The sequence below is a fragment of the Halomonas sp. RT37 genome (genome assembly GCF_040070525.1).
Lineage (GTDB): Bacteria > Pseudomonadota > Gammaproteobacteria > Pseudomonadales > Halomonadaceae > Halomonas > Halomonas litopenaei.
Window position 1 is genome coordinate 2,234,301 of the sequence record NZ_CP098827.1, and the last position, 21,474, is coordinate 2,255,774.

Here is a 21,474-nt window from a genome sequence, read left to right on the forward strand (position 1 = left end):
CGCTCTTCCCCTGTTTTTTTGGCGACCCCTTTTTCATCGCGATCTCTCTACTATTGCGCGACCACTCCACCACTGAACGATCAACGATATCGGAGCTCAACGTATGGACCACCTTCCCGACCTGGTTCAACAAGCTCGCGACGCCATCCAGTCAGCCGACTCCATGGCCGCACTCGACGAGATTCGCGTCAAGTACCTGGGCAAGAAGGGCGAACTGACCGCGCTGCTCAAGGGGCTCGGCAAGCTGCCCGCCGAGGAGCGCCCGGCGGCCGGTGAGCGCATCAACCAGGCCAAGCAGGAGCTGGCCAAGGAACTCGATACCCGGCGCGAGGCCCTGGCCAAGGCCGAGCTCGACGCCAAGCTTGCCGCAGAACGCCTGGACGTGACCCTGCCGGGTCGTGGACAGCCCACTGGTGGCCTGCATCCGGTGACACGCACCCTGGAGCGTATCGAAGGCCTGTTCCGTCGCATCGGCTACGAGGTGGCGGTGGGGCCAGAGCTCGAAGACGACCACCACAACTTTGAAGCCTTGAACATCCCGGCCCACCATCCGGCGCGGGGCATGGCCGATACCTTCTATTTCGACGCCACTCGGCTGCTGCGCACCCACACCTCGCCGGTCCAGGTGCGCACCATGAAGGCCGAGGAGCCGCCGATCCGCATCGTCTGCCCGGGTCGGGTGTACCGCAGTGACTCGGATCTGACCCATACCCCGATGTTCCATCAGGTCGAGGGCCTGCTGATCGAGGAAGACGTCAGTTTCGCCGACCTCAAGGGCACCATCGAAGACTTTCTGCATGCCTTCTTCGAGCGCGATGACCTGTCGGTACGTTTCCGTCCGTCCTACTTCCCCTTTACCGAGCCCTCCGCCGAGGTCGATATCGCCTGCGTGATGTGTGCCGGTGAAGGTTGCCGTGTGTGCTCCCACACCGGCTGGCTCGAGGTGATGGGCTGCGGCATGGTTCACCCGGAAGTCTTCCGTCACGGCGGCATCGATCCCGAGCGCTATACCGGTTTCGCCTTCGGCATGGGTGCCGAGCGCCTGGCCATGCTGCGCTATGGCGTCAACGATCTGCGCCTGTTCTTTGAAAACGATCTGCGCTTTCTTCGTCAGTTTCACTGAGCGCTGCGGGCCAAAGGGCCCGATAAAGAACATCGAATGCAGGAACAGGACGTCAAGGAGTCCTCATGAAAGTATCCGAACAGTGGCTGCGTGAGTGGGTATCTCCGCAGCTTTCCACCCAGGGGCTTGCCGACCAGATCACCATGGCGGGGCTCGAGGTGGACGCCGTCGAACCCGTGGCGGCGGCCTTCAGCGAGGTGGTAGTGGCCAAGGTGGTCGACAAGGCCCAGCACCCTGATGCCGACAAGCTCAACGTCTGTCAGGTCGACGACGGAAGCGGCGAGACCGTGCAGGTGGTATGTGGCGCCCCCAATGTGGCCGCCGGCCAGCATATCCCGTTCGCCCGGGTGGGCGCGGTATTGCCGGGTGACTTCAAGATCAAGAAGGCCAAGCTCAGGGGCGTCGAGTCCCGCGGCATGATCTGCTCAGCTTCCGAACTGGGCCTGGAGGAGGGCACCTCCGAGGGCATCCTGGTGTTGCCCGAGGACGCTCCGGTGGGCACCGCCCTGCGTGACTACCTGGGCCTGGATGACCACACCATCGAGGTCGATCTGACGCCGAACCGCGGTGACTGTCTGAGCGTCCAGGGCCTGGCCCGCGAAGTCGGCGTGCTCAACCGTCTTGGCCTGGACGAGCCGGAGATCTCCGAGGTTGCGGCCAGTCATGACGAAACCTTCCCGGTCAGGGTCGAGGACGTTGAGCGCTGTCCGCGCTATATCGGCCGTCTGATCAAGGGCGTCGATATCAACCGTCCCACGCCGATGTGGATGGTGGAGCGTCTTCGCCGCAGCGGCGTGCGCGCCATCGATCCGGCGGTGGACGTGACCAACTACGTGATGCTGGAACTGGGTCAGCCGCTGCATGCCTTCGATCGTGCCAACCTCGAGGGTGCCGTGATTGTGCGTCTGGCGCGCCAGGGCGAGGAGCTTGTGCTGCTCGATGGCCAGACCGTCAGCCTCGACCCGAGTACCCTGATCATCGCCGACGAGAAGGGACCGCTGGCCCTGGCCGGCGTGATGGGCGGCGAACACTCCGGTGTCAGCGAGGCCACCCGCGATATCTTCCTGGAAGGCGCCTTCTTCACCCCCTTGGCGGTGGCCGGGCAAGCGCGCTCCTACGGGCTTCACACCGATGCCTCGCATCGTTTCGAACGCGGCGTCGATCCCGAGTTGACGCGCCGTGCCATCGAGCGGGCCACCGAGCTTCTGATCGCCATCTGCGGCGGCGAAGCCGGGCCGCTCAATGAGCAGGCATCCGACGCGCACCTGCCGGCTCAGCGTGAGGTGACCCTGCGCACCGATCGGCTGGCCAAGGCGCTGTCCAAGCGCCTGGACGACGCCGAGGTCGGCGAGATCCTCGAGCGCCTGGGCATGGCGGTGGAAAGCATCGACGCTGGCTTCCGGGTCAAGGTGCCGAGCTGGCGTTTCGACGTCACCATCGAGGAAGACCTGATCGAGGAAGTGGCGCGGATTCACGGCTATAACCGTTTGCCGGTGCGTCGACCCGCCGTGCGCCTGGCCCTCAAGGCAGACCATGAGTCCAGGAGCCCGTTGTCGCGGTTGCGTCGTCAAATGACCGCACGTGGCTACCAGGAAGCGATCACCTACAGTTTCGTCGCCCCGGAGCTGCAGCGTGTGCTGCTGCCCGAAGCGGTGTCGCCGGTGCTGGCCAACCCGATTTCTGCGGATCTGTCGGTGATGCGGGCGAGCCTGTTCCCGGGCCTGGTCAGGGCGCTTGAGCACAATCTCAATCGCCAGCAGACCCGTGTGCGCCTGTTCGAGAGCGGCCTCGTTTTCCGCGGTGAGCTCGATGAACTGGAGCAGGTGCCGATGCTCGGCGCCATCGTCTGCGGCTCGCGCCTTCCCGAAGGCTGGGCCGGCGGTCGCGACAAGGTCGACTTCTTCGATCTCAAGGGTGACCTCGAGAGTCTGTTCGAAGTAACCGGCAGCGCCGACGCCTGGCGTTTCGAGCCGGGCGAGCACCCGTCACTGCATCCCGGACAGTGCGCGCGCATCCTCCATCGCGGCGAGGAAGCCGGCTGGATCGGCACCCTGCACCCGGCGGTCAAGGCCAAGCTTGGTCTCAAGACCGACGCCGTGTTGTTCGAGGTGCGCCTCGACGCGCTCAGCCAGGGCAGCATCCCTGCCTTTGCGCCGCTGTCACGGTATCCCGAGGTGCGTCGCGACCTGGCCTTTGTGGTGGATGAGGACCAGCCGGTGCAGGCGCTGCTCGACCGGGTGCGTGCCGAAGCCGGTGAATGGCTCACCGAACTGGGGCTTTTCGACGTCTATCAGGGTAAAGGCGTAGCCGAAGGTCGTAAGAGTGTGGCCTTGGGCTTGACCTGGCAGCATCCTTCGCGCACGCTAAATGACGAAGAAATCAATCAGTTGGTCGATGCCATCGTGGCAACGGCTCGGCAGGGACTCAATGCCGAGCTGCGTGCCTGACGCTTTCCCCTGACGGGCGCGGACGGTTGGCGTGACCATCACCATGAGGATAAGAACATGGGAGCGTTGACCAAGGCAGAACTGGCCGAGCATCTGCATACCGAGCTCGGCCTGTCCAAGCGGGAGGCGAAGACCATGGTGGAAGCCTTCTTCGAGGAAATTCGCGCCTGTCTGCGGGAAAACGAGCAGGTCAAGCTGTCGGGATTCGGCAATTTCGATCTGCGCGACAAGCGTGAAAGGCCTGGGCGAAACCCCAAGACGGGAGAAGAGATTCCGATCTCGGCTCGGCGTGTGGTGACCTTCCGGCCCGGGCAGAAATTGAAAAGCCAGGTGGGGCATCCCGAGGAAGCCTAGAGGAGTGAAGCCTTGGCTTTGCCGGCCTCGTCCGATCGCCAAGCGTTGCTCCACGATGGTGTCGTCTTGCAACGTCTGTCTTGAAAGGCCCTGGCCCGTAAAGGCGTCACCCTGAAGAAGTGTCGTAACCGAAGGTCGTGACGCAAAGTGTCATCGTAAAATGCGCCGCCCCAAAAGGGCGGCGCTTTTTTTGTGGCGGGGCTGGAGTGGAGCCTTGCAACAGCTCCTTTGCAGCCGTGGCTGATATCAAGGTCATAGGCGTACCGGGCGTCAGCCTTCCTCGGTACTCTGGCGATCGAGATTCGTCTGTCGGGCTTCTTCCTCCCTTTCCTGAGCCTCCTGGGCCAGTGTCTTGCGCGGCAACAGCAGGTTCAACAGGAAGGCGCTGATCGCGGCGATCACGATGGGTGCGCCTGTGACCACGTCCTTGACCGTTTCCGGGAACTGTTCGATCGCCGACGGCACCGAGGTGATGCCCAGGCTCAGGGCCAGCGACAGCCCGACGATGGTCATGTTGCGGGCGGTCATCTCGTCCTTGATCAGCAGCTGGATGCCGGTCACCGTGATCATTCCGAACACGGTGATGGTGGCGCCACCGATGACCGGATAGGGGATGGTCGTCATCAGCGCGCCGAACTTGGGGCTGAGGCCGGCCAGCAGCACGATGACACCCGCCAGCATGAAGACGCTTCTACTGATGACCTTGGTGATCGCCACGATGCCGACGTTCTGGCTGTAGGTGGAGGTCGGCAGGGCGCCGAAGAAGGTGCTCAGGGTGGTCGTCAGGCCATTGCCGAGCAGGCCGCCGGTGAGTTCCTTTGTCGCCAGTTCCCGGTTCATCCCCGCCACGCTGGTCGCGGAGAGATCGCCAATCGTCTGGACTGAATTGATCACGCAGATCACCACCATGGAAATGATGGCCGCGGAGTGAAACTCCATCTCGAACGGCATCAACTCCGGCACCGCCAGCCATGGGGCGTTGTTCACCGGGGAAAAGTCGATCATGCCCAGGGGGATGGCGACCAGATAGCCCACCAGCATGCCGATGATGATGGCCGACAGCTTGACCACGCCGCGCCCGAACTGGGACGCCACCAGGACGGTGACCAGCGTCAGAACGCCCAGGCCCCAGTTGACGAGATCACCGAAGCCTTCGGCGTTGACGTTGCCACTGCCAGCCATGTAACGGATGGCGATGTCGTACAGCGACAGTCCGATCACCAGCACCACGGTGCCCGCCACCACCGGGGGAAAGAGGTGGCGGATGAACTGGATGAAGTAGCCCACCACCATCATGGTGATGCCACCGATCAATTGGGCGCCCAGGATGCCCTCGATGCCGTACTGGGCGCCGACGGCGATCAGCGTTGGCACATAGGCGAAGCCGACACCGAAGATGGCCGGCAGGCGGGCGCCGAACTTCCAGACGCCGTAGAGGTGGAAGAGGGTGCAGACGCCGGAGGCAAGCACCGCTACCTGAATCAGCTGGAGTTTTTCCGCCGGGGTGGCGCCGACCACGCCGGCGACGATAAGCGGCGGAGTGATGACACCGGCGATCATCGCCAGCACGTGTTGAAGCGAAATGGGCAGCGCCCGGGCTATGCCGGGCCGGCCGTGGAAGTCGAACAGTGTCGTGGGGGGTGTCTGCATGATCCTGGCCATTGTGGTTGTTGTCAGGGCGTCTCTAGTCACTGAATACACTATGCAGCGCTAGTGTATCCAATGTAGGACGACAAACTGTATACAACAATGGTTCGATACCTGATATCGGCGGTACGAACAAAACGGCAGAATCGGTAAGACAACGACGCCATGGACAATGGCGATGTCGACCTGGAGGCTGAGGCTCTGGTGGAAGAGTCGACGAGAGCAAGTGTCGCCAGGAGCGGTGCTAGACCCCCTTGCCTTCCAGATACCAGGTAATGACGACCTTTGCCACGTAGCCCAGCATGCCGGCGCCAAGCACGATGAACAGCATCAGGGTGCCGAAGCGGCCAGCCTTGGACTGCTTCGCCAGGTCCCAGATGATAAAGCACATGAACAGGATCAGGCCGCCGATCATGATGGGGGTGATCCAGGCCTCGAAGGTCTCGCGCATGGGGCTCTCGCTTGTGTGGTGGCGGTGGGCGGGGGAGTGTGAACTGGCCTGCCATGGTATCCGGTCCAGACACGGCTTGCAGCGCCCGAGGGATGCGCAGGCGCCAGCCTACGTGCTAGAATCCGACCAAAATTCTCAGGTAATTCCATCACATGCCTACTCTCAAGATACTGGTTGGCACCATGTACGGTGGTGCTCTCGACGTAGCCGAACAGGTCAAGCCGTTATTCGAGGACGCGGGCTACGAGGTTTCGGTGCTCGAAAACCCGACCCTGGCCGACGTCACAGACGATGCACCCGATCTGGCGCTGTTCTGCGTGTCTACCACCGGCAGCGGTGACTTCCCGGGTAATTTCGTCAGCTTCGTGCGCGAGTTGCAGGACAAGAGTCCCGGCCTTGGGCAACTTCGCTATGGCCTGATCGCCCTGGGTGACAGCTCCTACGGCGAAACCTTCTGCGGCGCCGGGCGTCGCCTGGACCAGCTGCTCGAGGAGCAGGGCGCAACACGCCTCGACGACCGGCTCGAGATCGACGCCATGGAGACCTTCATGGCCGATGACGAGGCGCTGCCCTGGGTCGAGGGCTGGATTGCCCGTCAGAACCTGAAGGTGGCCTGATGGCCAGGGCGATCGCGAGCCCTGCTCGCCTGAGCCTGATGGTCGGCCTGATGCTGGTGCTTGCGCTGACCCTGCCGCGCTACCAGATGGCCGGTCTCGATACCCGCGAGACGCTGGGCTATATCGTGCTCGGCGTACTGGCCCTGGCCAGCCTGTTTCAGTGGCGGTTGCTCGATGGCGCGGGACGCTCGCGCTTTCTACGCATGCTGTTCACCCTGCTGGGCTGCATGGTCGTGGGCCTGGTGGTAATGGCGATCTACAGCACCCTGGTCGATGGCATGGCGCTTGGTCTGGCGGTGCTTTCCCAGGGGGCGACCGCAGGACTGTTGCTGCACGCCGTGGTGCTGGTGTTCTCGAAGCGGGATTGAGCCTTGCGGCGGAGCTCTGGTGACGGCGGTCTTGTTGGCGCCGATGCGCTCTGCACGTTCAGTAAGAAAACACATCGCCCCGAGCCTTGCGGCTCGGGGCGATGTGTTTTTATGGTGCTGCGGATACGGATGAGGGCGATCAGGCGACAGCGCCGCCCAGGGTATAGCAGGGGACATAGTCACCCGCGAGTTTCATGCGACCCTGGGCGACGAAGGACGTCAGCAGGGCGTCGAGCTTCTCCATCAGGTCGGCCTCGGCGTGCAGGCGGAAGGGGCCGTGGGCCTCGATGGCGCGAATGCCCTGTTCCTTGACGTTGCCGGCGACGATGCCGGAAAAGGCGCGGCGCAGATTGGCGGCCAGTTCGTGCTTGGGCAGTTCACGGTTCAGCGCCAGCGACGCCATGGCTTCGTGGGTCGGCACGAAGGGCTCCTGGAAGTTACGCGCGATGGTCAGGCGCCAGTTGTAGTAGAAGGCGTCCTGGCGGGCGCGCCGATACTCTGTGACCTTGTCGATGTTGGCGCGCATGGTGCGGGCCACCTCGGTCGGGTCATCGATAATGATCTGATAGAGCTCGCGCACCGATTCGCCGAGGGTGTAGACCAGGAATTCGTCGATTCGCTGGAAGTACGCGGCGGCGCTGGCGGGGCCGGTGAACACCACCGGGAACTCCATGTCGGCGTTGTCCGGGTGCAGCAGGATGCCGAGCAGGTAGAGGATTTCCTCGGCGGTACCGACCCCGCCGGGGAAGACGATGATGCCGTGGCCCAGGCGCACGAAGGCTTCCAGGCGCTTCTCGATATCCGGCATCACCACCAGTTCGTTGACGATGGGATTCGGCGCCTCGGCGGCGATGATGCCGGGCTCCGACACCCCCAGGTAACGGCCGGGGTAGCGGCGCTGCTTGGCGTGGGCGACGTTGGCGCCCTTCATCGGTCCCTTCATGGCGCCAGGGCCGCAGCCGGTGCAGATGTCGAGATCGCGAAGCCCCAGGTGGTAGCCCACGTCCTTGGTGTACTCGTACTCCTCGCGGGAGATCGAGTGACCCCCCCAGCACACCACCAGGCTGGGATCCCGGCTAGGCTTGAGCGTGCCGGCCTTGCGCAGGATGTGGAACACCGCGTTGGTGGTGCCCTCGCCGGTGGCCAGGTCGAAGCGCGACTGGTTCTGGATCTCGTTGTAGACGTAGACGATGTCGCGCAACACGCTGGAGATATGCTCGCGGATGCCGCGAATCATGCGGCCGTCGACGAAGGCCTCGGCGGGGGCATCGGTCAGCTTCAGACGTACCCCGCGGTCCTGCTGCAAAAGCTCGATATCGAAGTTGGGGTAGGTCTCGAGCAGGGCCAGGCCGTCATCCATGGGGTTGCCGGAATTGAGCACCGCCAGCGTACAGCGGCGCAGCATCTCGTGCAGGCCGGTCTGGGAGCTGTCGCGCAGACGATTGACCTCGTGCTGGGACAGAATCTCGAGGCTGCCCTCGGGGGAGATCGTGGTGGAAATGGTCTCTGGCATACAAGGCTTCCTTGTCTGGGCGGGTGTCAGGGCGCAGGGGCCTTGGCACACGCCTGATTGAAGAGGGCGCGCACGGCGCTCTGATCCGCGTCGCTCATGCCGTCCTGGGCAAAGGCGCCGTCCAGCCATTCATGGAAGACGGCGTCGAAATCGTCACTGGTGACTTCGCTCGGGTCGTAGTCCAGCTGGTCCACCACCAGGGGGATCTGGGGAATCAGATAGCCCAGCGGAAACAGCTCCTCGGCGCTGGCGTCACGCTCCATGTCGATCAGGGCATCATGGATGGCGTCGGCACGGGCGGCGATGGGGTCATGCATGGTGGTGAACTCTTGGTCGGAGGTGGTGTGAAATGAACGCTCTATCATGGCTCGATGCTACCACGGCCGGGCGTCAGGGCGCACCGCTGCGGGCTTCGTGCCGAAGTGGTAGACTATGCCGACCCAAGGAAAGGGCCTCGTGCACTGCGTGGGCATTTCCTCAATTGGCCTTGGTTTGCAGCAGCCATGACCTGGCTTGTCGCTGGCCTGCAAACCGGACGGATCACCCTGGCGTCACTCCATGTTCAATGCCCTGTACTTCCGCACCTTCATCACCCTGGTAGAGACCGGCAGCTTCACCCGTACCGCCCAGCGTCTCGAGATGACCCAGCCGGGGGTGAGCCAGCACGTGCGCAAGCTCGAGCGTTATCTGGACAAGACCCTGCTGGAGCGCCAGGGGCGCCGCTTCCGGCTGACCGAGGCCGGCCGCCGAGCTTACGACTACGCGGTAAAGCTGTTTTCCGAGCATGAACAGTTTCGTCACTCTCTGGACGACGAGAGTCTCGACAGCGGCGAGTGTCGGCTGGCGTCACCCGGCAGCATCGGGCTGATGCTCTATCCGTTTATCCTGGGCCAGCAGCAGCGGCATCCAGGACTGACCGTATCCTATTGCTTCGCCTTTCATCAGGAGATCCTGGCCGATGTGCTGGCCGGTCGGCACGATCTCGGCATCGTCACCGAGGTCACCCGTCACCCGGATCTCGAGTGCGAGGCGTGGCACGACGAACCCTTGAGCCTGGTAGTGCCGGCGGACTTTACCGGCACCAGCCTCAATGACCTGCTGGGGCTCGGCTTCATCAGCTATACCGATGGTCTGGACAAGGCCGGTAGCCTGCTGCGAGCCAATTTTCCCGACGACTTCAGCTCCATGAGCCACTTCCCGCGACAGGGCTTCACCAACGAGGTGGGCATGGTGCTCGACGCCGTGGCCCGTGGCCTCGGCTTCAGCGTGGTCTCGCGCCTGGTGCTCGAGACCTCGCCCTGGCAACGTCAGGTGCGCGAGATGACCCTGACCCACCCCATGGACGAGACGCTCTACCTCGTCAGTCGACGCGGGGCGCGGGTCCCCAGTCGCTACCACCACCTGCTCGAGGCCTTTCGCGAGCAGCGCCATCTGGAGCGCTTCGGCCACCCCGAGGGTCGCCAGGCCGAGGGCTGAGGCGTCAGTCCTTCCTGCACACATGCGATAAACGACAGAACCCCGCCGTGGCGGGGTTCTGTGCTTTGCCTGCGACGGGATCAGTCGCGGTATTCGTCGATGCTCGGGCAGGAGCAGATCAGCTGGCGATCGCCCAGCACGTTGTCGACCCGGTTGACCGCCGGCCAGTACTTGGCACCCTTGACCGCCTCGGAGGGGAAGGCGCCGATCTCGCGGGAGTAGCCCCGGTTCCAGTCCGCGTCCATCAGGTCGGCCATGGTGTGCGGGGCCTTCACCAGAGGGTTGTCCTCCAGGCTCCACTCGCCGCTCTCGACCCGGGCGATCTCCTCGCGGATGCCGATCATGGCGTCACAGAAGCGGTCCAGCTCATAGAGTGACTCCGACTCGGTGGGCTCGATCATCAGGGTGCCGGCCACCGGGAAGGACATGGTGGGGGCGTGGAAGCCGTAGTCCATCAGGCGCTTGGCGATGTCTTCCTCGCTGATGCCGGAGGCCGCCTTGAGCGGACGGATGTCGATGATGCACTCGTGGGCCACGGTGCCGTTCTGGCCCTTGTAGAGCACCGGATAGTGCGCTTCCAGGCGAGTGGCGATGTAGTTGGCGCCGAGGATGGCAAGCTCGGTGGCTTCGCGCAGGCCGCGTGCGCCCATCATCTTGATGTAGGCCCAGGAGATCGGCAGGATCGAGGCCGAGCCGAAGGCCGCCGCGGACACCGCGCCGGAGTCCTCTTCGACACCGTCGATCGGGGTCACGCTGTGGTTGGCCACATGGGGCGCCAGGTGCGCCTTGACACCGATCGGGCCCATGCCGGGGCCACCACCGCCGTGGGGGATACAGAAGGTCTTGTGCAGGTTGAGGTGGCTGACGTCGCCGCCGAAGTCACCCGGACGTGCCAGGCCGACCTGCGCATTCATGTTGGCGCCGTCGATATACACCTGGCCACCGTTGGCGTGGACGATGTCGCAGGCCTCGCGCACGCCTTCCTCGAACACCCCGTGGGTGGACGGGTAGGTGAGCATGATCGCGGACAGTGCCTGTGAGTGCTGCTCGGCCTTGGCCTTGAGGTCGGCCAGGTCGATGTTGCCATCCTCGTCGCACTCCACCACCACCACGCGCATGCTGCACATGGCAGCAGAGGCCGGGTTGGTGCCGTGGGCGGAGCTGGGGATCAGGCAGACGTCACGGTGGCCCTCGCCCTGGGCCGCCTGGTAGCGACGGATCGCCAGCAGACCGGCGTATTCGCCCTGGGCGCCGGAGTTGGGCTGCATCGAGATGTGGTCGTAGCCGGTGATCTCCACCAGGAAGGCCGCCAGTTCGTCGATCATCTGGCGATAGCCGGCGACCTGATCCTTCGGCGCGAAGGGATGGATGCGGGCGAACTCCGGCCAGGTGATCGGCATCATCTCGGTGGTGGCGTTGAGCTTCATGGTGCAGGAGCCCAGCGGAATCATCGCGTGGGCCAGCGACAGGTCCTTGTTCTCCAGGCGCTTGAGGTAGCGCAGCATCTCGGTCTCGCTGCGATAGCGCTGGAAGGTCGGGTGCTCAAGGAAGTCGCTCTCGCGTCGGCAAGCCGCAGGAATGCCGCTGGCCTGGGACTCGAGGATGCCGTCGTCGAGTTCGCGCACGCCAAGGCCGTGCTCCTCGCCCAGCAGCACGTCGAACAGCGCGTCCAGATCGTGGGCGGTGGTGGTCTCGTCGAGGCTGACACCCACGTCGCCGTTGTCGAAGTAGCGCAGGTTGATCTCGTGGGTCATGGCTCGACCGTGGATCTTGCCGCGATCGACCCCGGTCAGACGCAGGGTGTCGAAGTAGCTGTCGTTGGCCAGGCTGACGCCTTTCTGGGCCAGGCCGGTGGCCAGGATGGTGGTCAGCCGATGGATGCGCCCGGCGATGGTGCGCAGGCCCTCGGCGCCGTGATACACCGCGTAGAAGCCGGCGATGTTGGCCAGCAGCGCCTGGGCGGTGCAGATGTTGGAGGTGGCCTTCTCGCGACGGATGTGCTGCTCGCGGGTCTGCATGGCCATGCGCAGGGCGGTGTTGCCGCGGGCATCCTTCGACACCCCGATGATACGGCCGGGGATCGAGCGCTTGAGCTTGTCGGTGGTGGCGAAGAAGGCAGCGTGGGGGCCACCGAAGCCCATCGGCACGCCGAAACGCTGGCTCGAGCCGACCACGATATCGGCGCCCATGGCGCCGGGCTCCTTGAGCAGTACCAGGGCCATCAGGTCGGTGGCAACGCAGGTCATCACGCCACGCTTCTTGGCCTCGGCGATCAGCGGTGCCAGGTCGTGGACGCGGCCGTCATTGCCGGGGTACTGCAGCAGTGCGCCGAAGACGTCATGGCTTGCGAGTTCTTCCGCCGGGGCGATGACGATCTCGTAGCCGAACCAGGAGGCGCGGGTCTCGAGTACGTCCAGGGTCTGGGGGAATACATCGTCGGCAACGAAGAAGGCATTGGTCTTGGCCTTCTTGTTGGAGCGTCGGCACAGCGCCATGGCCTCGGCGGCGGCGGTGGCTTCATCCAGCAGCGAGGCGTTGGCCAATTCCATCCCGGTCAGGTCCATCACCATCTGCTGGAAGTTCAGCAGGCCTTCCAGGCGGCCCTGGGAGATCTCGGGCTGATAGGGGGTGTAGGCGGTGTACCAGCCCGGGTTTTCCAGCACGTTGCGCTGAATGACCGCCGGCAGGTGGGTGTCGTAGTAGCCCTGGCCAATGTAGCTGCGGGCGACCTTGTTCTGGCGGGCCAGACGATACAGGTAGTCCAGCGCCTCGGCTTCGGCCTTGGGGGGATCCAGATCGAGCTCACGGCCCAGGCGAATGTTGGCGGGCACCGTCTTGTCGATCAAGGACTCCACGCCTTCGACACCCAGGGCCGACAGCATCTTGGCCCTGTCGTCCCCATCGGGACCATTGTGACGACGGAGAAAGGCATCGTGATCGGCCAGTTCGGCCAGGCGACGTGTATCGAAAGCCATGGAACACCTTGAGTGTGACGGACCCCGAAGATCCGGATGAATAACGGGTTGCCTCGCGTGGTGGCGGGCGCGTTGGCCGGGGCCACATGGCCCCGGCGAGGGGAGGGAGTGGCTCCCCCTGGTGGCGCGGGTCGCAGAGGCCCGGCTCAGCCTTCGGCGTCGACCACCGCCTGATAGGCGTCGGCGTCGAGCAGGTCGTCGAGGGCGCTCTGGTCGTCGAGGCGCACCTTCATGATCCAGCCATCCTCGTAAGGCGCTTCGTTGACGGTCTCCGGAGCGTCCTCGAGGGACTCGTTGACCTCGACGATCTCGCCGTCCACCGGCGCATAAAGGTCAGAGGCGGCCTTGACCGACTCGATAACGCCGAATTCGTCGCCCTTGGCGAGGCTGGTGCCGACCTCGGGCAGGTCGACGAAGACCACGTCACCCAGGGCTTCCTGAGCGTGATCGGTGATGCCGATGGTGACGGTTCCGTCGCCGTTGTCCTGAATCCATTCGTGGCTGTCGACATAGCGCAGGTTGGCGGGGATTGAGCTCATCTCGATTTCCTATACGAAAAAGGTTTTCCGGTTTCGCGCATGCTAACGCCATTCTCGGCGTTTGGCGAGTCCATGATGAGAGAAAAACGGGGTGGTCGCCGCACTCTCAAGACATAGGGTGGAACGACTCGCGGTTGGCGTCCAGTCCACGCCCGTGGCTGAAGCCACGGTGAGGTGATAGGGATGGGCGGATGGCACGTGATGGACGCGTTGGTGGCGAGACCCGGCATGATTCGACGTTGGCGACTATGCTACAGACGTCGAAGAGGCGCGGGGGCCTTCAGCGACCAAAGGGGGATTTGCCAAGACCAAACGCCTTGGCTAAGGTGGCAAAAGTTTCCAATAGGAAACACGGTTGACGTTCATGCAAACAACGGCTGGCGAAGCGGCGTTAGCGTGGACAAGCGTTGCTGGTGCCCTTGCGACAATATCCGCTATCGTAGGCGGGTCCGTGCTGTCGATTCGTCTGACATGCCTGTTATTCCGATAACAATTCACGGTAAACAGGCTTTCTGCTGGTCGACAGCGCATAACAACAAGTGCCGAGTCAAAAGGGAGACTTCCGTGGAAGCACTCAACAATATCTTCTCCGCCATCAATGGGGTGGTGTGGGGACCGATCATGCTGATCCTGTTGCTGGGGGTGGGTATCTACCTCCAGTTGGGTCTCAAGCTCATGCCCATCCGCAAGCTGGGGATGGGGTTCAAGCTGATGTGGGGCGGGCGTGACAGCAAGTCCGAAAGCAAGGATGAAGGCGAGATCTCGCCGTTCAACGCCTTGATGACGGCGCTGTCGGCGACCATCGGTACCGGTAACATCGCCGGTGTGGCCACGGCGATCGCCCTGGGTGGCCCCGGTGCGGTGTTCTGGATGTGGATCACCGCCCTGGTGGGCATGGCGACCAAGTTTGCCGAGGCGGTGCTGGCGGTGCGCTATCGCGAGACCGATGACACCGGTTTCCATATCGGCGGACCGATGTACTACATCAAGAACGGACTCGGCCGCAAATGGCTGTGGCTGGGTGGCGCCTTCGCCTTCTTCGGCGCCGTGGCCGCCTTCGGTATCGGCAACACCGTGCAGTCCAACTCGGTGGCCGACGCCCTCGAGTCGAGCTTCGGCATCGAGCCCTGGATTACCGGTGTGGTGATCATGGTGCTGGCCGGTGCGGTGATCCTCGGCGGCATCAAGCGCATCGCCAAGGTGGCCGGCAAGCTGGTCCCGATCATGGGTATCGCCTACATCATCGCCGGTGTCAGTGCCCTGGCGGTCAATGCCGACCAGATCGGCGGCGCCCTGAGCAACATCTTCTACTACGCTTTCAATCCCCATGCCGCCATGGGTGGCTTCGCCGGCGCAGCCGTGATGGCGGCCATCCGGTTCGGTGTCGCTCGGGGTATCTTCTCCAACGAGGCCGGTCTTGGCAGCGCGCCGATCGCCCACGCCGCGGCCCAGACCAAGAACCCGGTTCGCCAGGGGCTGATCGCCATGCTCGGTACCTTTATCGATACCATCATGGTGTGCACCATCACTGCCCTGGTGATCCTGACCGCGCCGATCTGGGAGACCGGTGAGGCCGGCGCCTCGCTGACCGCGCTGTCGTTCGACAATGCCCTACCCAATGGCTGGGGTGAGGCCATCGTGTCGATCGCCCTGGCGATCTTCGCCTTCACCACCATCCTTGGCTGGTCCTTCTATGGCGAGAAGTGCTTCCAGTTCCTGTTCGGTACCCGCTCGATCATGATCTACAGGGTACTGTTCGTGCTGGCCATTCCGGTGGGTGCCCTGGCCCAGCTTGGCTTCATCTGGCTGATGGCCGACACCTTCAACGCCATGATGGCGATTCCCAACCTGATCGCCCTGGCGCTGCTGTCGCCGGTGGTGTTCAAGCTGACCAAGGACTACTTCGACGGCAAGGACATCCTGCCGGGCGAGGCCCTTGATCACGACAAGTCCTGAGCCTGAGCCGACCACGGGAGGTGCCCTCAGGGGCACCTCCTGTCGTTGCAAGGGTTCTTTCACGAACCACGAGACGAAACGCCATGAGTGAAATCAAGACGACACCGCTGAATGCCCTGCATCGAGAGCTGGGGGCCAAGATGGTCCCGTTCGCGGGCTATGACATGCCCGTTCAGTATCCGCTGGGGGTCAAGAAAGAGCACGAGCATACCCGCGCGGCCTGCGGCCTGTTCGACGTCTCGCACATGGCGCAGATCCTGATTCGTGGCGAGAACGCGCTGGCCGCGCTGGAGACCCTGGTGCCGGCGGATCTGGTCGGCCTGCCCGAAGGCATGCAACGCTATGGCCTGTTTACCAGCGAAGACGGCGGGATCCTCGATGACCTGATGACGGTCAACGCCGGTGACCACCTTTACCTGGTGGTCAACGCGGCCTGTCGTGATCAGGACATCGCCCATCTGCGTCGCGGGCTGCCCGACCACGAAGTCGAGGTGGTCGATCGCGGCCTGCTGGCGCTGCAGGGGCCGAAGACCGCCGATGTCATGGCGCGCCTGTGTCCGGCAGCCTGCGAGATGGTGTTCATGCAGCATGGTCGCTTCGACATCGACGGTATCCCGGTGTGGATCAGCCGCAGCGGCTATACCGGCGAGGATGGCTTCGAGATCTCGGTGCCGGCTGATCAGACCGACGCCCTGGCGCGCAAGCTGCTGGCCGAGGAAGAGGTCGAGGCCATTGGCCTGGGGGCGCGTGATTCCCTGCGCCTGGAGGCCGGGCTCTGTCTCTACGGCCACGATATCGATACCACCACGACGCCGGTGGAGGCGGGGCTGATCTGGGCCATTGGCAAGCCACGTCGTCGTGGCGGCGAGCGCGCCGGTGGCTTCCCGGGGGCTGATCTGGTGCTGCACCAAGTCGAAGTCAAGGATCACCAGCGCAAGCGCGTCGGCCTGCTGGGCGAGGGGCGTGCCCCGGTGCGCGAAGGTGCCGAGCTCTACAGCGAGGACGATCGTCTACTCGGGCAGGTGACCTCCGGTGGCTTTGGCCCCAGCGTCGGCAAGCCGGTGGCCATGGGCTACGTCAGCCTCGATCACGCCGAGATCGGCACCACCGTGTACGCCGAGGTGCGTGGCAAGCGTCTGCCGATGACGGTGACGCGCATGCCGGTCATCACACCGGGTTACTATCGCGGCTGACAACGCGGCTGACAACGCGGCTGACATCTCGATAGATAACGCGTTATACCGTTATCTTGTGTGGCGGAAAGTGCCATCGGATGAACGATCAACGGCGCCCACAGGGCGCCGTTTTTATGTCCTGGAGAAAGAGACGGCTCGGGTCTGGCGCCGGCATTGCAGATCAGACGACAAGCCGACGAAAGGTCAGGTTGATTCGCTCGCCCGGGATCTTGCGCGGCAGCAGGGCGTGTTCGAGCTGTTCCTGGCAGCCTGGCCCCATCCATAGCAGGCTGCCGCTTTCGAGCCAGACGTTGAAGGCCTCGGACGAGCGGTCCTTCCAGCGAAAGCGCATGGGACGGGTCGCTCCCAGGCTGATGGAGGCGATGGTAGGGCAGTCGCCAAGTACCGCTTCGTTATCGCAGTGCCAGCCCATGCGGTCCTCGCCGTTGCGATAGCGGTTGATCAGTACGCTATTGAAGGCGCTGGTCGGTGTGCTCTTGTCGACGGCTGAAAACCGTTCGAGCAGGTCATTGAGACGATCACGCAGGGCCGCCACCGTCGGATGCCAGGGGCAGGGCGCGAAGTCCCTGCCGGAGTAGCGATAGGCATGATCGCCCATCCATACCTGCTGGCGGGGAATGGGATGACTGCGCCCGTAAAGGGTCAGTTCGGGCTGCTGCCAGTCGAGTTCCTGGCGTAGCCTATCCTGCAGGTCGCTGGCGTCGGACTCGCTTATGAGCCCGGGCAGGTAGTAAAGCGGCGGGGTCTCGACCAAGGTTTGGGATGGCGCTTCGAGTGGTGCTTCGTGTAGCAATTCGAGCAGCGCTTTGGGGTCATGTGGAGGCATTCAAGCAGGATGCCAGTGAAGGCTGGCTGACGCCACCGATCAGGAGCGGTGGCGCTTGTTCTAGAGGTGCGGGCGAGATGCGGGCGAGCGGCAGTGATGCCCCCCGAGGCGGCGTCAGTGGGACGCCGCGATCAGCAGAGTGGTCGAGGAAAGCCCGAGGCTAGCCAGGGCCATGCCATAGCCGAGCGCCGCGCCGGCAAGGACGTCACTGTAGTAGTGCAGTCCCAGACCCACCCGCGAGATGGCGATCAGGCCCGCCAGGGGCAGCAGCCAGGGCAGCAGGGCGGGGCTGTGTACCGCGACCAGGGTGCAGAACATCACCGCGTGCATGGTGTGGCCGCTGGGGAAGCTGTAGCGGTCCCTGGCCGGTTCGTTGCACTGGATGCTGCCGCCAAAGGTGATGAAGGGCCGCTCTCGACACAGACGGGTCTTCAGCAGCTTGTACACCGCGATCGCCACCACGGCGGTGACGGTGTATTCGAGCATCAGGCGCAGACCGATATCGCGGCCGTGGATCGCCGGCAGCGCCAGGATCAGCGCCACCCAGATCGGCCAGTCGCCCAGCTTGCTGGAGATCTTCAAGGTGGATAGCCAGGGGCGGTGAATGCTGAGGCCGGCGGTGCGCTGGCACAGTTGCCACTCGAGCATATCCAGGCGGTCGAACATCTGCGGGATTTTAGTGGGCATGTCACATCTCCCTGGCGGTAAGTCGTCTTCTAGCGTCTTGTGTCGTCATGTGTCGTCATGTGTCGTCATGTGTCGTGCCAGGGCCCGCTGCCTGTGGCCTCCACGCCGCCGCTCGCTCTGGCGGCGGGGTGTTCAACGAGCGATCTAGGCCTTGGCGGGGTCCGACAGGCCGGTTCCCGACGTCAGGGCTTGGTGATGGGCGTCGAGGAAGGTCTGGGCGATGGACGGCCAGCGGTAGGCCAGGGCGCGTTCCCGGGCGGCGCGGCCCAGGCGGGCGTAGCGTGCCTGCTGCTGGCATAGCGCTGTCGCCTGTTGGCGGAATTCGGCGTTGTCACCGGCGGCGACGCTGACACCATCCTTGTCGGTGGTGATCAACTCGGCGCCGGCCGCGTGGCGGAAGGCTACCACCGCCAGGCCGCTGGCCATGGCTTCGAGAATGACGTTGCCCCAGGTCTCCGACAGCGAGGGAAAGACGAAGATGTCGGCGCTGGCGTAGTGGATCTGCATCTCGGCGGAATCGATGAAGCCGGTAAAGATGGCGTCCGGCAGGGCCTTTTCCAGCGATGCCCGCCCGGGGCCGTCGCCCACCACCACCAGGCACATGTCGGGGCGCGCCTCGAGCATGTCGAGAAAGGTGTCGCGCAACAGCTCCAGGTTCTTCTCCGGCGCCAGTCGGCCCACGTAAAGCGCCACCGGCTGGTGCTGGCCGACACCCCAGCTGTCGCGTAGTTGCTGACTACGCTTGGCGGGGGTGAAACGATCGCCTTCGATGCCGCGTGCCATGACGCTGACGCGCTCGAAGCCTCTTTGCGCAAGCTCCCGGGCTTGCTGATGGGTCGGTACCAGGGTCGCCGCACAGCGATTGTGAAAATGCCGCAGGCGATTGCGTACCAGTGGCGCCAGCCACGGCAGACCATAGTCCTGGCAGTAGTGATCGAAGTTGGTGTGCCAGCCGCTGACCACGGGAATGTCCAGCTTTTCTGCCGCGCGCAGGGCTGACCAGCCCAAGGGGCCTTCGGTCGCTACATAGATGGCGTCGGGACGATTGTCGCGCCATAGCCTGCGCAAACGACTGGCGGAGGCCCAGCCGATACGCACTTCCTTGTAGCGCGGCATCGACATGCCGCGTACGCGAAGTTCGTGGGCCATCCCGGTAGCGGGTTCGGTGGAGCCGTCGACGGGGGCCGGCCGGACCAGCTGCAGCGTCACGCCAAGAGCACGCAGTTCCTGGCTGATGCGCCCCAGCGTATGGGCGACCCCATTGATATCAGGAGACCAGGTTTCGCTGACCAGACAGATGCGCATGGAATTCCTCGTACCGGTCGGGCCCCGTATGGCCCGCTCCCGAGACAGAGTGATGCTCCAGCATGACATCTCTAGGTCAGCGATATGAACAGGCTGTTACGGTGTCGACGGGGCCGGGCGACGGACAAGCGGTCTGTGCTTGCGTCGACTCGGCCCGCAGCGCTCAGCGAAGGATGGTGTCCGGGTCGATGGGCTTGCCGCCATGGCGCATGTCGAACAGCAGATCGTGGCGGCCGGTCGAGGCATGCTTGCCGACCACGCACAGTGGGGTGCCGCGGCTGACCTGTTCTCCCTGCTTGACCAGCAGGTCGTCACATAGCGCGTAGACACTCTGCAGGTTGTCGGCGTGGTGCACGATCACCACCTGGCCCAGTTGGCGCATGCCGTCGGCAAACCGCACCTGGCCATCGGCAACGGCCTTGGCCCGGGCGCCCTCGTCGGTGGCCAGCAGCATCGGCTGCAGGCTGCCGCGGCTGTCCTTCCCGTAACGGCGCACCACCCGGTAGTCGTCCAGCGGCCAGGGCCAGCCACGAGCGTTTGAGGCGACCGGACCGGGATCCGGCAACGAAGCGGAGCGAGAGGGGCTGGACGTGCCTGAGCTGCTGGATGATGAGCGGCTGGCGACCGATCCGCTGGCCAGCGGCACCTGGATCACCTGGCCGACCTTGAGGTCGGTGGCGCGGACGCCAGGGTTGGCACTCTGGATGCGCTGAGCGGTGGTGCCGAAGCGCCTGGCAACGGCGCTATAGGTGTCGCCGGGGCGGATCTGATAGCGATAGGGGCCACCGGACGGCGCCCGCTCCTGATGAGAGGGCACCAGCAGGCGCTGACCCACGGCCAGGTGGCGGGCGTCGACACCCGGATTGAAGCGCTGCAGTCGCAATAGCGGTACGCCGGCGCGGCGGGCGATGGAGCCGAGGGTGTCGCCGCGCTGCACGCTGATCCAGTCGCCGGCAATGCTGCTGCCGGCGACGCTGGCGCTGCGTTGCGATGACGCCGGCGATGCCCCCTGACCGGCGCAGCCGGCCAGCAGCAGGGCGATCACCAGCGGTGCGAGTCGAGTGAGGCGTCCTTGTTCTGCCACAGGGCGTTGAGCCATGAGTGGAAGCGTTCCTTGTAGTGCGGGTCGTCGTGATAGCGCCCCTCCAGCATCCACGGCGCCACGTCGAGGCGGCGTGCATCAAGGCGAATGGCCTTCTCCTGGCCGCACAGAAAGCGCCAGAAGCTGGGTTGGCTCGACTGGTAGTCGATGGTGAGGTCGATGATGGCGTCGAGACGATCGCCGAGCAGGTTCAGTACCTGGGCGATGCCGCCGGCCTTGGGGCGCAACAGATGGCGAAAGGGGCTCTGCCTGGCCTCGCGCTTGGCCGGGGTGAAACGGGTCCCTTCGACAAAGTTGATGATGGCAATGGGGACGTCGCGGGCACGCTTGCACATGCGCTCGGTGGCCTTGCGATCGCGCTCGGCAAGGCGTGGGTTGGCGGCCAGGCGCTCCTTGCTGTAGCGGCGCATGAAGGGAAACTCCAGTGCCCACCAGGCCATGCCTACTACCGGGATCCAGATGAGTTGCTGCTTGAGAAAGAAGCGCGGCATCGGGATCTTGCGATGAAAGGCCATCATCAGCAGGAAGATGTCGGTCCAGCTCCGATGGTTGGACAGCACCAGGTACCAGGCGTCCGGGCTCAGCCCCTCGGGCACCGACATGCGAAGGTCGGGCTTGACCCAGTGACGCATCCACCACAGGTTGAAACCGATCCAGTTGAGGGCGATGGCGTTGAGTCCGGCCAGCACGCGCCGCTGCCAGCGTCGCCCGGGGGTGACCACCTTGAGCAGGGTCAGGATCACCAACGGGATGGTCCAGAATAGCGTGTTGCCAACCAGCAGCAGAACGCTGATCAGGCCCTTGAGGGTCGACATTCCTTGGATAACCTCGCAACAGCAGATAGAGCGGGTGTCGCCTGGCCGTGACAGTGGGCGAGGCAGGCCCGCCAATC

The 21,474-nt window shown here is 64.2% G+C and carries 19 protein-coding genes; 8 read left to right on the forward strand and 11 right to left on the reverse strand.

Features of this window, described 5'->3' with window-relative positions; all coding sequences use genetic code 11:
- Positions 1–103 precede the first annotated feature (103 nt).
- The 3 genes from pheS to ihfA all read left to right on the forward strand — a co-directional run bounded on the left by pheS (position 104) and on the right by ihfA (position 3,924).
- Positions 104–1,123 carry a phenylalanine--tRNA ligase subunit alpha gene (gene pheS, locus NFG58_RS09475; protein ID WP_045991493.1) on the forward strand — a complete coding sequence of 340 codons (1,020 nt, stop codon included), beginning with the start codon at positions 104–106 and terminating at the stop codon, positions 1,121–1,123.
- 65 nt (positions 1,124–1,188) lie between these two features.
- A complete protein-coding gene (gene pheT / locus NFG58_RS09480; protein ID WP_348828041.1) occupies positions 1,189–3,570 on the forward strand; it encodes a phenylalanine--tRNA ligase subunit beta in 2,382 nt (793 codons plus the stop codon).
- A 57-nt stretch (positions 3,571–3,627) separates the two neighbouring features.
- Positions 3,628–3,924, forward strand: coding sequence for an integration host factor subunit alpha (gene ihfA / locus NFG58_RS09485; RefSeq protein WP_045991491.1), 297 nt, complete (start codon positions 3,628–3,630; stop codon positions 3,922–3,924).
- A 270-nt stretch (positions 3,925–4,194) separates the two neighbouring features.
- Here ihfA and NFG58_RS09490 read toward each other — a convergent pair whose 3' ends face one another.
- Positions 4,195–5,574 (reverse strand): nucleobase:cation symporter-2 family protein, encoded by a 1,380-nt coding sequence (locus NFG58_RS09490; RefSeq protein WP_108133571.1) that lies wholly within the window; start codon positions 5,572–5,574, stop codon positions 4,195–4,197.
- Positions 5,575–5,815: 241 nt separating this feature from the next.
- A complete protein-coding gene (locus NFG58_RS09495; protein WP_045991489.1) occupies positions 5,816–6,022 on the reverse strand; it encodes a DUF2788 domain-containing protein in 207 nt (68 codons plus the stop codon).
- A 152-nt stretch (positions 6,023–6,174) separates the two neighbouring features.
- Here NFG58_RS09495 and NFG58_RS09500 point away from each other — a divergent pair, with 152 nt between their 5' ends.
- Together NFG58_RS09500 and NFG58_RS09505 are read left to right on the forward strand one after the other, a co-directional pair.
- Positions 6,175–6,639, forward strand: a complete 465-nt coding sequence (locus tag NFG58_RS09500) for a flavodoxin domain-containing protein (protein ID WP_045991488.1) — start codon at positions 6,175–6,177, stop codon at positions 6,637–6,639.
- On the forward strand, positions 6,639–7,007 hold the full coding sequence (locus tag NFG58_RS09505; protein ID WP_045991487.1) for a hypothetical protein: 369 nt from the start codon (positions 6,639–6,641) through the stop codon (positions 7,005–7,007). The genes NFG58_RS09500 and NFG58_RS09505 overlap by 1 nt, the downstream gene beginning before the upstream one ends.
- Positions 7,008–7,146: 139 nt before the next feature.
- Here the strand turns inward: NFG58_RS09505 and ppnN are convergent, their stop codons facing one another.
- Positions 7,147–8,520 (reverse strand): nucleotide 5'-monophosphate nucleosidase PpnN, encoded by a 1,374-nt coding sequence (ppnN, locus tag NFG58_RS09510; RefSeq protein WP_045991486.1) that lies wholly within the window; start codon positions 8,518–8,520, stop codon positions 7,147–7,149.
- Positions 8,521–8,546: 26 nt separating this feature from the next.
- The gene (locus NFG58_RS09515; RefSeq protein ID WP_222516845.1) at positions 8,547–8,837 is read right to left on the reverse strand and encodes a hypothetical protein; all 291 of its coding nucleotides are present in this window, start codon (positions 8,835–8,837) and stop codon (positions 8,547–8,549) included.
- Positions 8,838–9,078: 241 nt separating this feature from the next.
- Here NFG58_RS09515 and NFG58_RS09520 point away from each other — a divergent pair, with 241 nt between their 5' ends.
- Entirely contained in the window at positions 9,079–9,996 is a 918-nt protein-coding gene (locus NFG58_RS09520; RefSeq protein ID WP_045991484.1) for a LysR family transcriptional regulator, read from the forward strand.
- Positions 9,997–10,076: 80 nt separating this feature from the next.
- Here the strand turns inward: NFG58_RS09520 and gcvP are convergent, their stop codons facing one another.
- Positions 10,077–12,971: an aminomethyl-transferring glycine dehydrogenase gene (gene gcvP, locus NFG58_RS09525; RefSeq protein WP_348828043.1), complete on the reverse strand. Its 2,895-nt coding sequence runs from the start codon at positions 12,969–12,971 to the stop codon at positions 10,077–10,079.
- A gap of 146 nt (positions 12,972–13,117) precedes the next feature.
- Positions 13,118–13,510 carry a glycine cleavage system protein GcvH gene (gene gcvH, locus NFG58_RS09530; RefSeq protein WP_045991479.1) on the reverse strand — a complete coding sequence of 131 codons (393 nt, stop codon included), beginning with the start codon at positions 13,508–13,510 and terminating at the stop codon, positions 13,118–13,120.
- A gap of 564 nt (positions 13,511–14,074) precedes the next feature.
- On the opposite strand from gcvH, the gene NFG58_RS09535 reads away from it, so the two are divergent.
- Positions 14,075–15,466 (forward strand): sodium:alanine symporter family protein, encoded by a 1,392-nt coding sequence (locus NFG58_RS09535; protein WP_045991478.1) that lies wholly within the window; start codon positions 14,075–14,077, stop codon positions 15,464–15,466.
- 83 nt (positions 15,467–15,549) lie between these two features.
- On the forward strand, positions 15,550–16,659 hold the full coding sequence (gene gcvT / locus NFG58_RS09540) for a glycine cleavage system aminomethyltransferase GcvT (RefSeq protein ID WP_348828045.1): 1,110 nt from the start codon (positions 15,550–15,552) through the stop codon (positions 16,657–16,659).
- Between the two features lie 163 nt (positions 16,660–16,822).
- On the opposite strand, the gene NFG58_RS09545 is transcribed toward gcvT, so the two are convergent.
- The 5 genes from NFG58_RS09545 to NFG58_RS09565 all read right to left on the reverse strand — a co-directional run bounded on the left by NFG58_RS09545 (position 16,823) and on the right by NFG58_RS09565 (position 21,397).
- Positions 16,823–17,416 carry an alpha-ketoglutarate-dependent dioxygenase AlkB gene (locus tag NFG58_RS09545; RefSeq protein WP_348828046.1) on the reverse strand — a complete coding sequence of 198 codons (594 nt, stop codon included), beginning with the start codon at positions 17,414–17,416 and terminating at the stop codon, positions 16,823–16,825.
- A 186-nt stretch (positions 17,417–17,602) separates the two neighbouring features.
- Entirely contained in the window at positions 17,603–18,175 is a 573-nt protein-coding gene (locus tag NFG58_RS09550) for a phosphatase PAP2 family protein (protein ID WP_181248681.1), read from the reverse strand.
- 144 nt (positions 18,176–18,319) lie between these two features.
- Complete coding sequence (locus NFG58_RS09555; protein WP_348828047.1) at positions 18,320–19,480, reverse strand: glycosyltransferase family 1 protein; 1,161 nt, start codon at positions 19,478–19,480, stop codon at positions 18,320–18,322.
- Positions 19,481–19,643: 163 nt separating this feature from the next.
- Positions 19,644–20,579, reverse strand: coding sequence for a LysM peptidoglycan-binding domain-containing protein (locus tag NFG58_RS09560; RefSeq protein WP_348828048.1), 936 nt, complete (start codon positions 20,577–20,579; stop codon positions 19,644–19,646).
- A complete protein-coding gene (locus NFG58_RS09565) occupies positions 20,522–21,397 on the reverse strand; it encodes an acyltransferase (RefSeq protein ID WP_222569043.1) in 876 nt (291 codons plus the stop codon). Before NFG58_RS09565 ends, NFG58_RS09560 begins: the two co-directional genes overlap by 58 nt.
- Positions 21,398–21,474 lie beyond the last annotated feature (77 nt).

Bases quoted from the DNA above. Each gene is read 5' to 3' on its own strand.
- gcvP (WP_348828043.1), bottom strand. From the start codon at position 12,971: ATGGCTTTCGATACACGTCGCCTGGCCGAACTGGCCGATCACGATGCC.
- NFG58_RS09490 (WP_108133571.1), bottom strand. From the start codon at position 5,574: ATGCAGACACCCCCCACGACACTGTTCGACTTCCACGGCCGGCCCGGC.
- ihfA (WP_045991491.1), top strand. From the start codon at position 3,628: ATGGGAGCGTTGACCAAGGCAGAACTGGCCGAGCATCTGCATACCGAG.
- NFG58_RS09565 (WP_222569043.1), bottom strand. From the start codon at position 21,397: ATGTCGACCCTCAAGGGCCTGATCAGCGTTCTGCTGCTGGTTGGCAAC.
- ppnN (WP_045991486.1), bottom strand. From the start codon at position 8,520: ATGCCAGAGACCATTTCCACCACGATCTCCCCCGAGGGCAGCCTCGAG.
- NFG58_RS09500 (WP_045991488.1), top strand. From the start codon at position 6,175: ATGCCTACTCTCAAGATACTGGTTGGCACCATGTACGGTGGTGCTCTC.
- NFG58_RS09520 (WP_045991484.1), top strand. From the start codon at position 9,079: ATGTTCAATGCCCTGTACTTCCGCACCTTCATCACCCTGGTAGAGACC.
- NFG58_RS09555 (WP_348828047.1), bottom strand. From the start codon at position 19,480: ATGCGCATCTGTCTGGTCAGCGAAACCTGGTCTCCTGATATCAATGGG.
- gcvT (WP_348828045.1), top strand. From the start codon at position 15,550: ATGAGTGAAATCAAGACGACACCGCTGAATGCCCTGCATCGAGAGCTG.
- gcvH (WP_045991479.1), bottom strand. From the start codon at position 13,510: ATGAGCTCAATCCCCGCCAACCTGCGCTATGTCGACAGCCACGAATGG.
- NFG58_RS09560 (WP_348828048.1), bottom strand. From the start codon at position 20,579: ATGGCTCAACGCCCTGTGGCAGAACAAGGACGCCTCACTCGACTCGCA.
- NFG58_RS09515 (WP_222516845.1), bottom strand. From the start codon at position 8,837: ATGCATGACCCCATCGCCGCCCGTGCCGACGCCATCCATGATGCCCTG.
- pheS (WP_045991493.1), top strand. From the start codon at position 104: ATGGACCACCTTCCCGACCTGGTTCAACAAGCTCGCGACGCCATCCAG.
- NFG58_RS09550 (WP_181248681.1), bottom strand. From the start codon at position 18,175: ATGCCCACTAAAATCCCGCAGATGTTCGACCGCCTGGATATGCTCGAG.
- NFG58_RS09495 (WP_045991489.1), bottom strand. From the start codon at position 6,022: ATGCGCGAGACCTTCGAGGCCTGGATCACCCCCATCATGATCGGCGGC.
- NFG58_RS09505 (WP_045991487.1), top strand. From the start codon at position 6,639: ATGGCCAGGGCGATCGCGAGCCCTGCTCGCCTGAGCCTGATGGTCGGC.
- pheT (WP_348828041.1), top strand. From the start codon at position 1,189: ATGAAAGTATCCGAACAGTGGCTGCGTGAGTGGGTATCTCCGCAGCTT.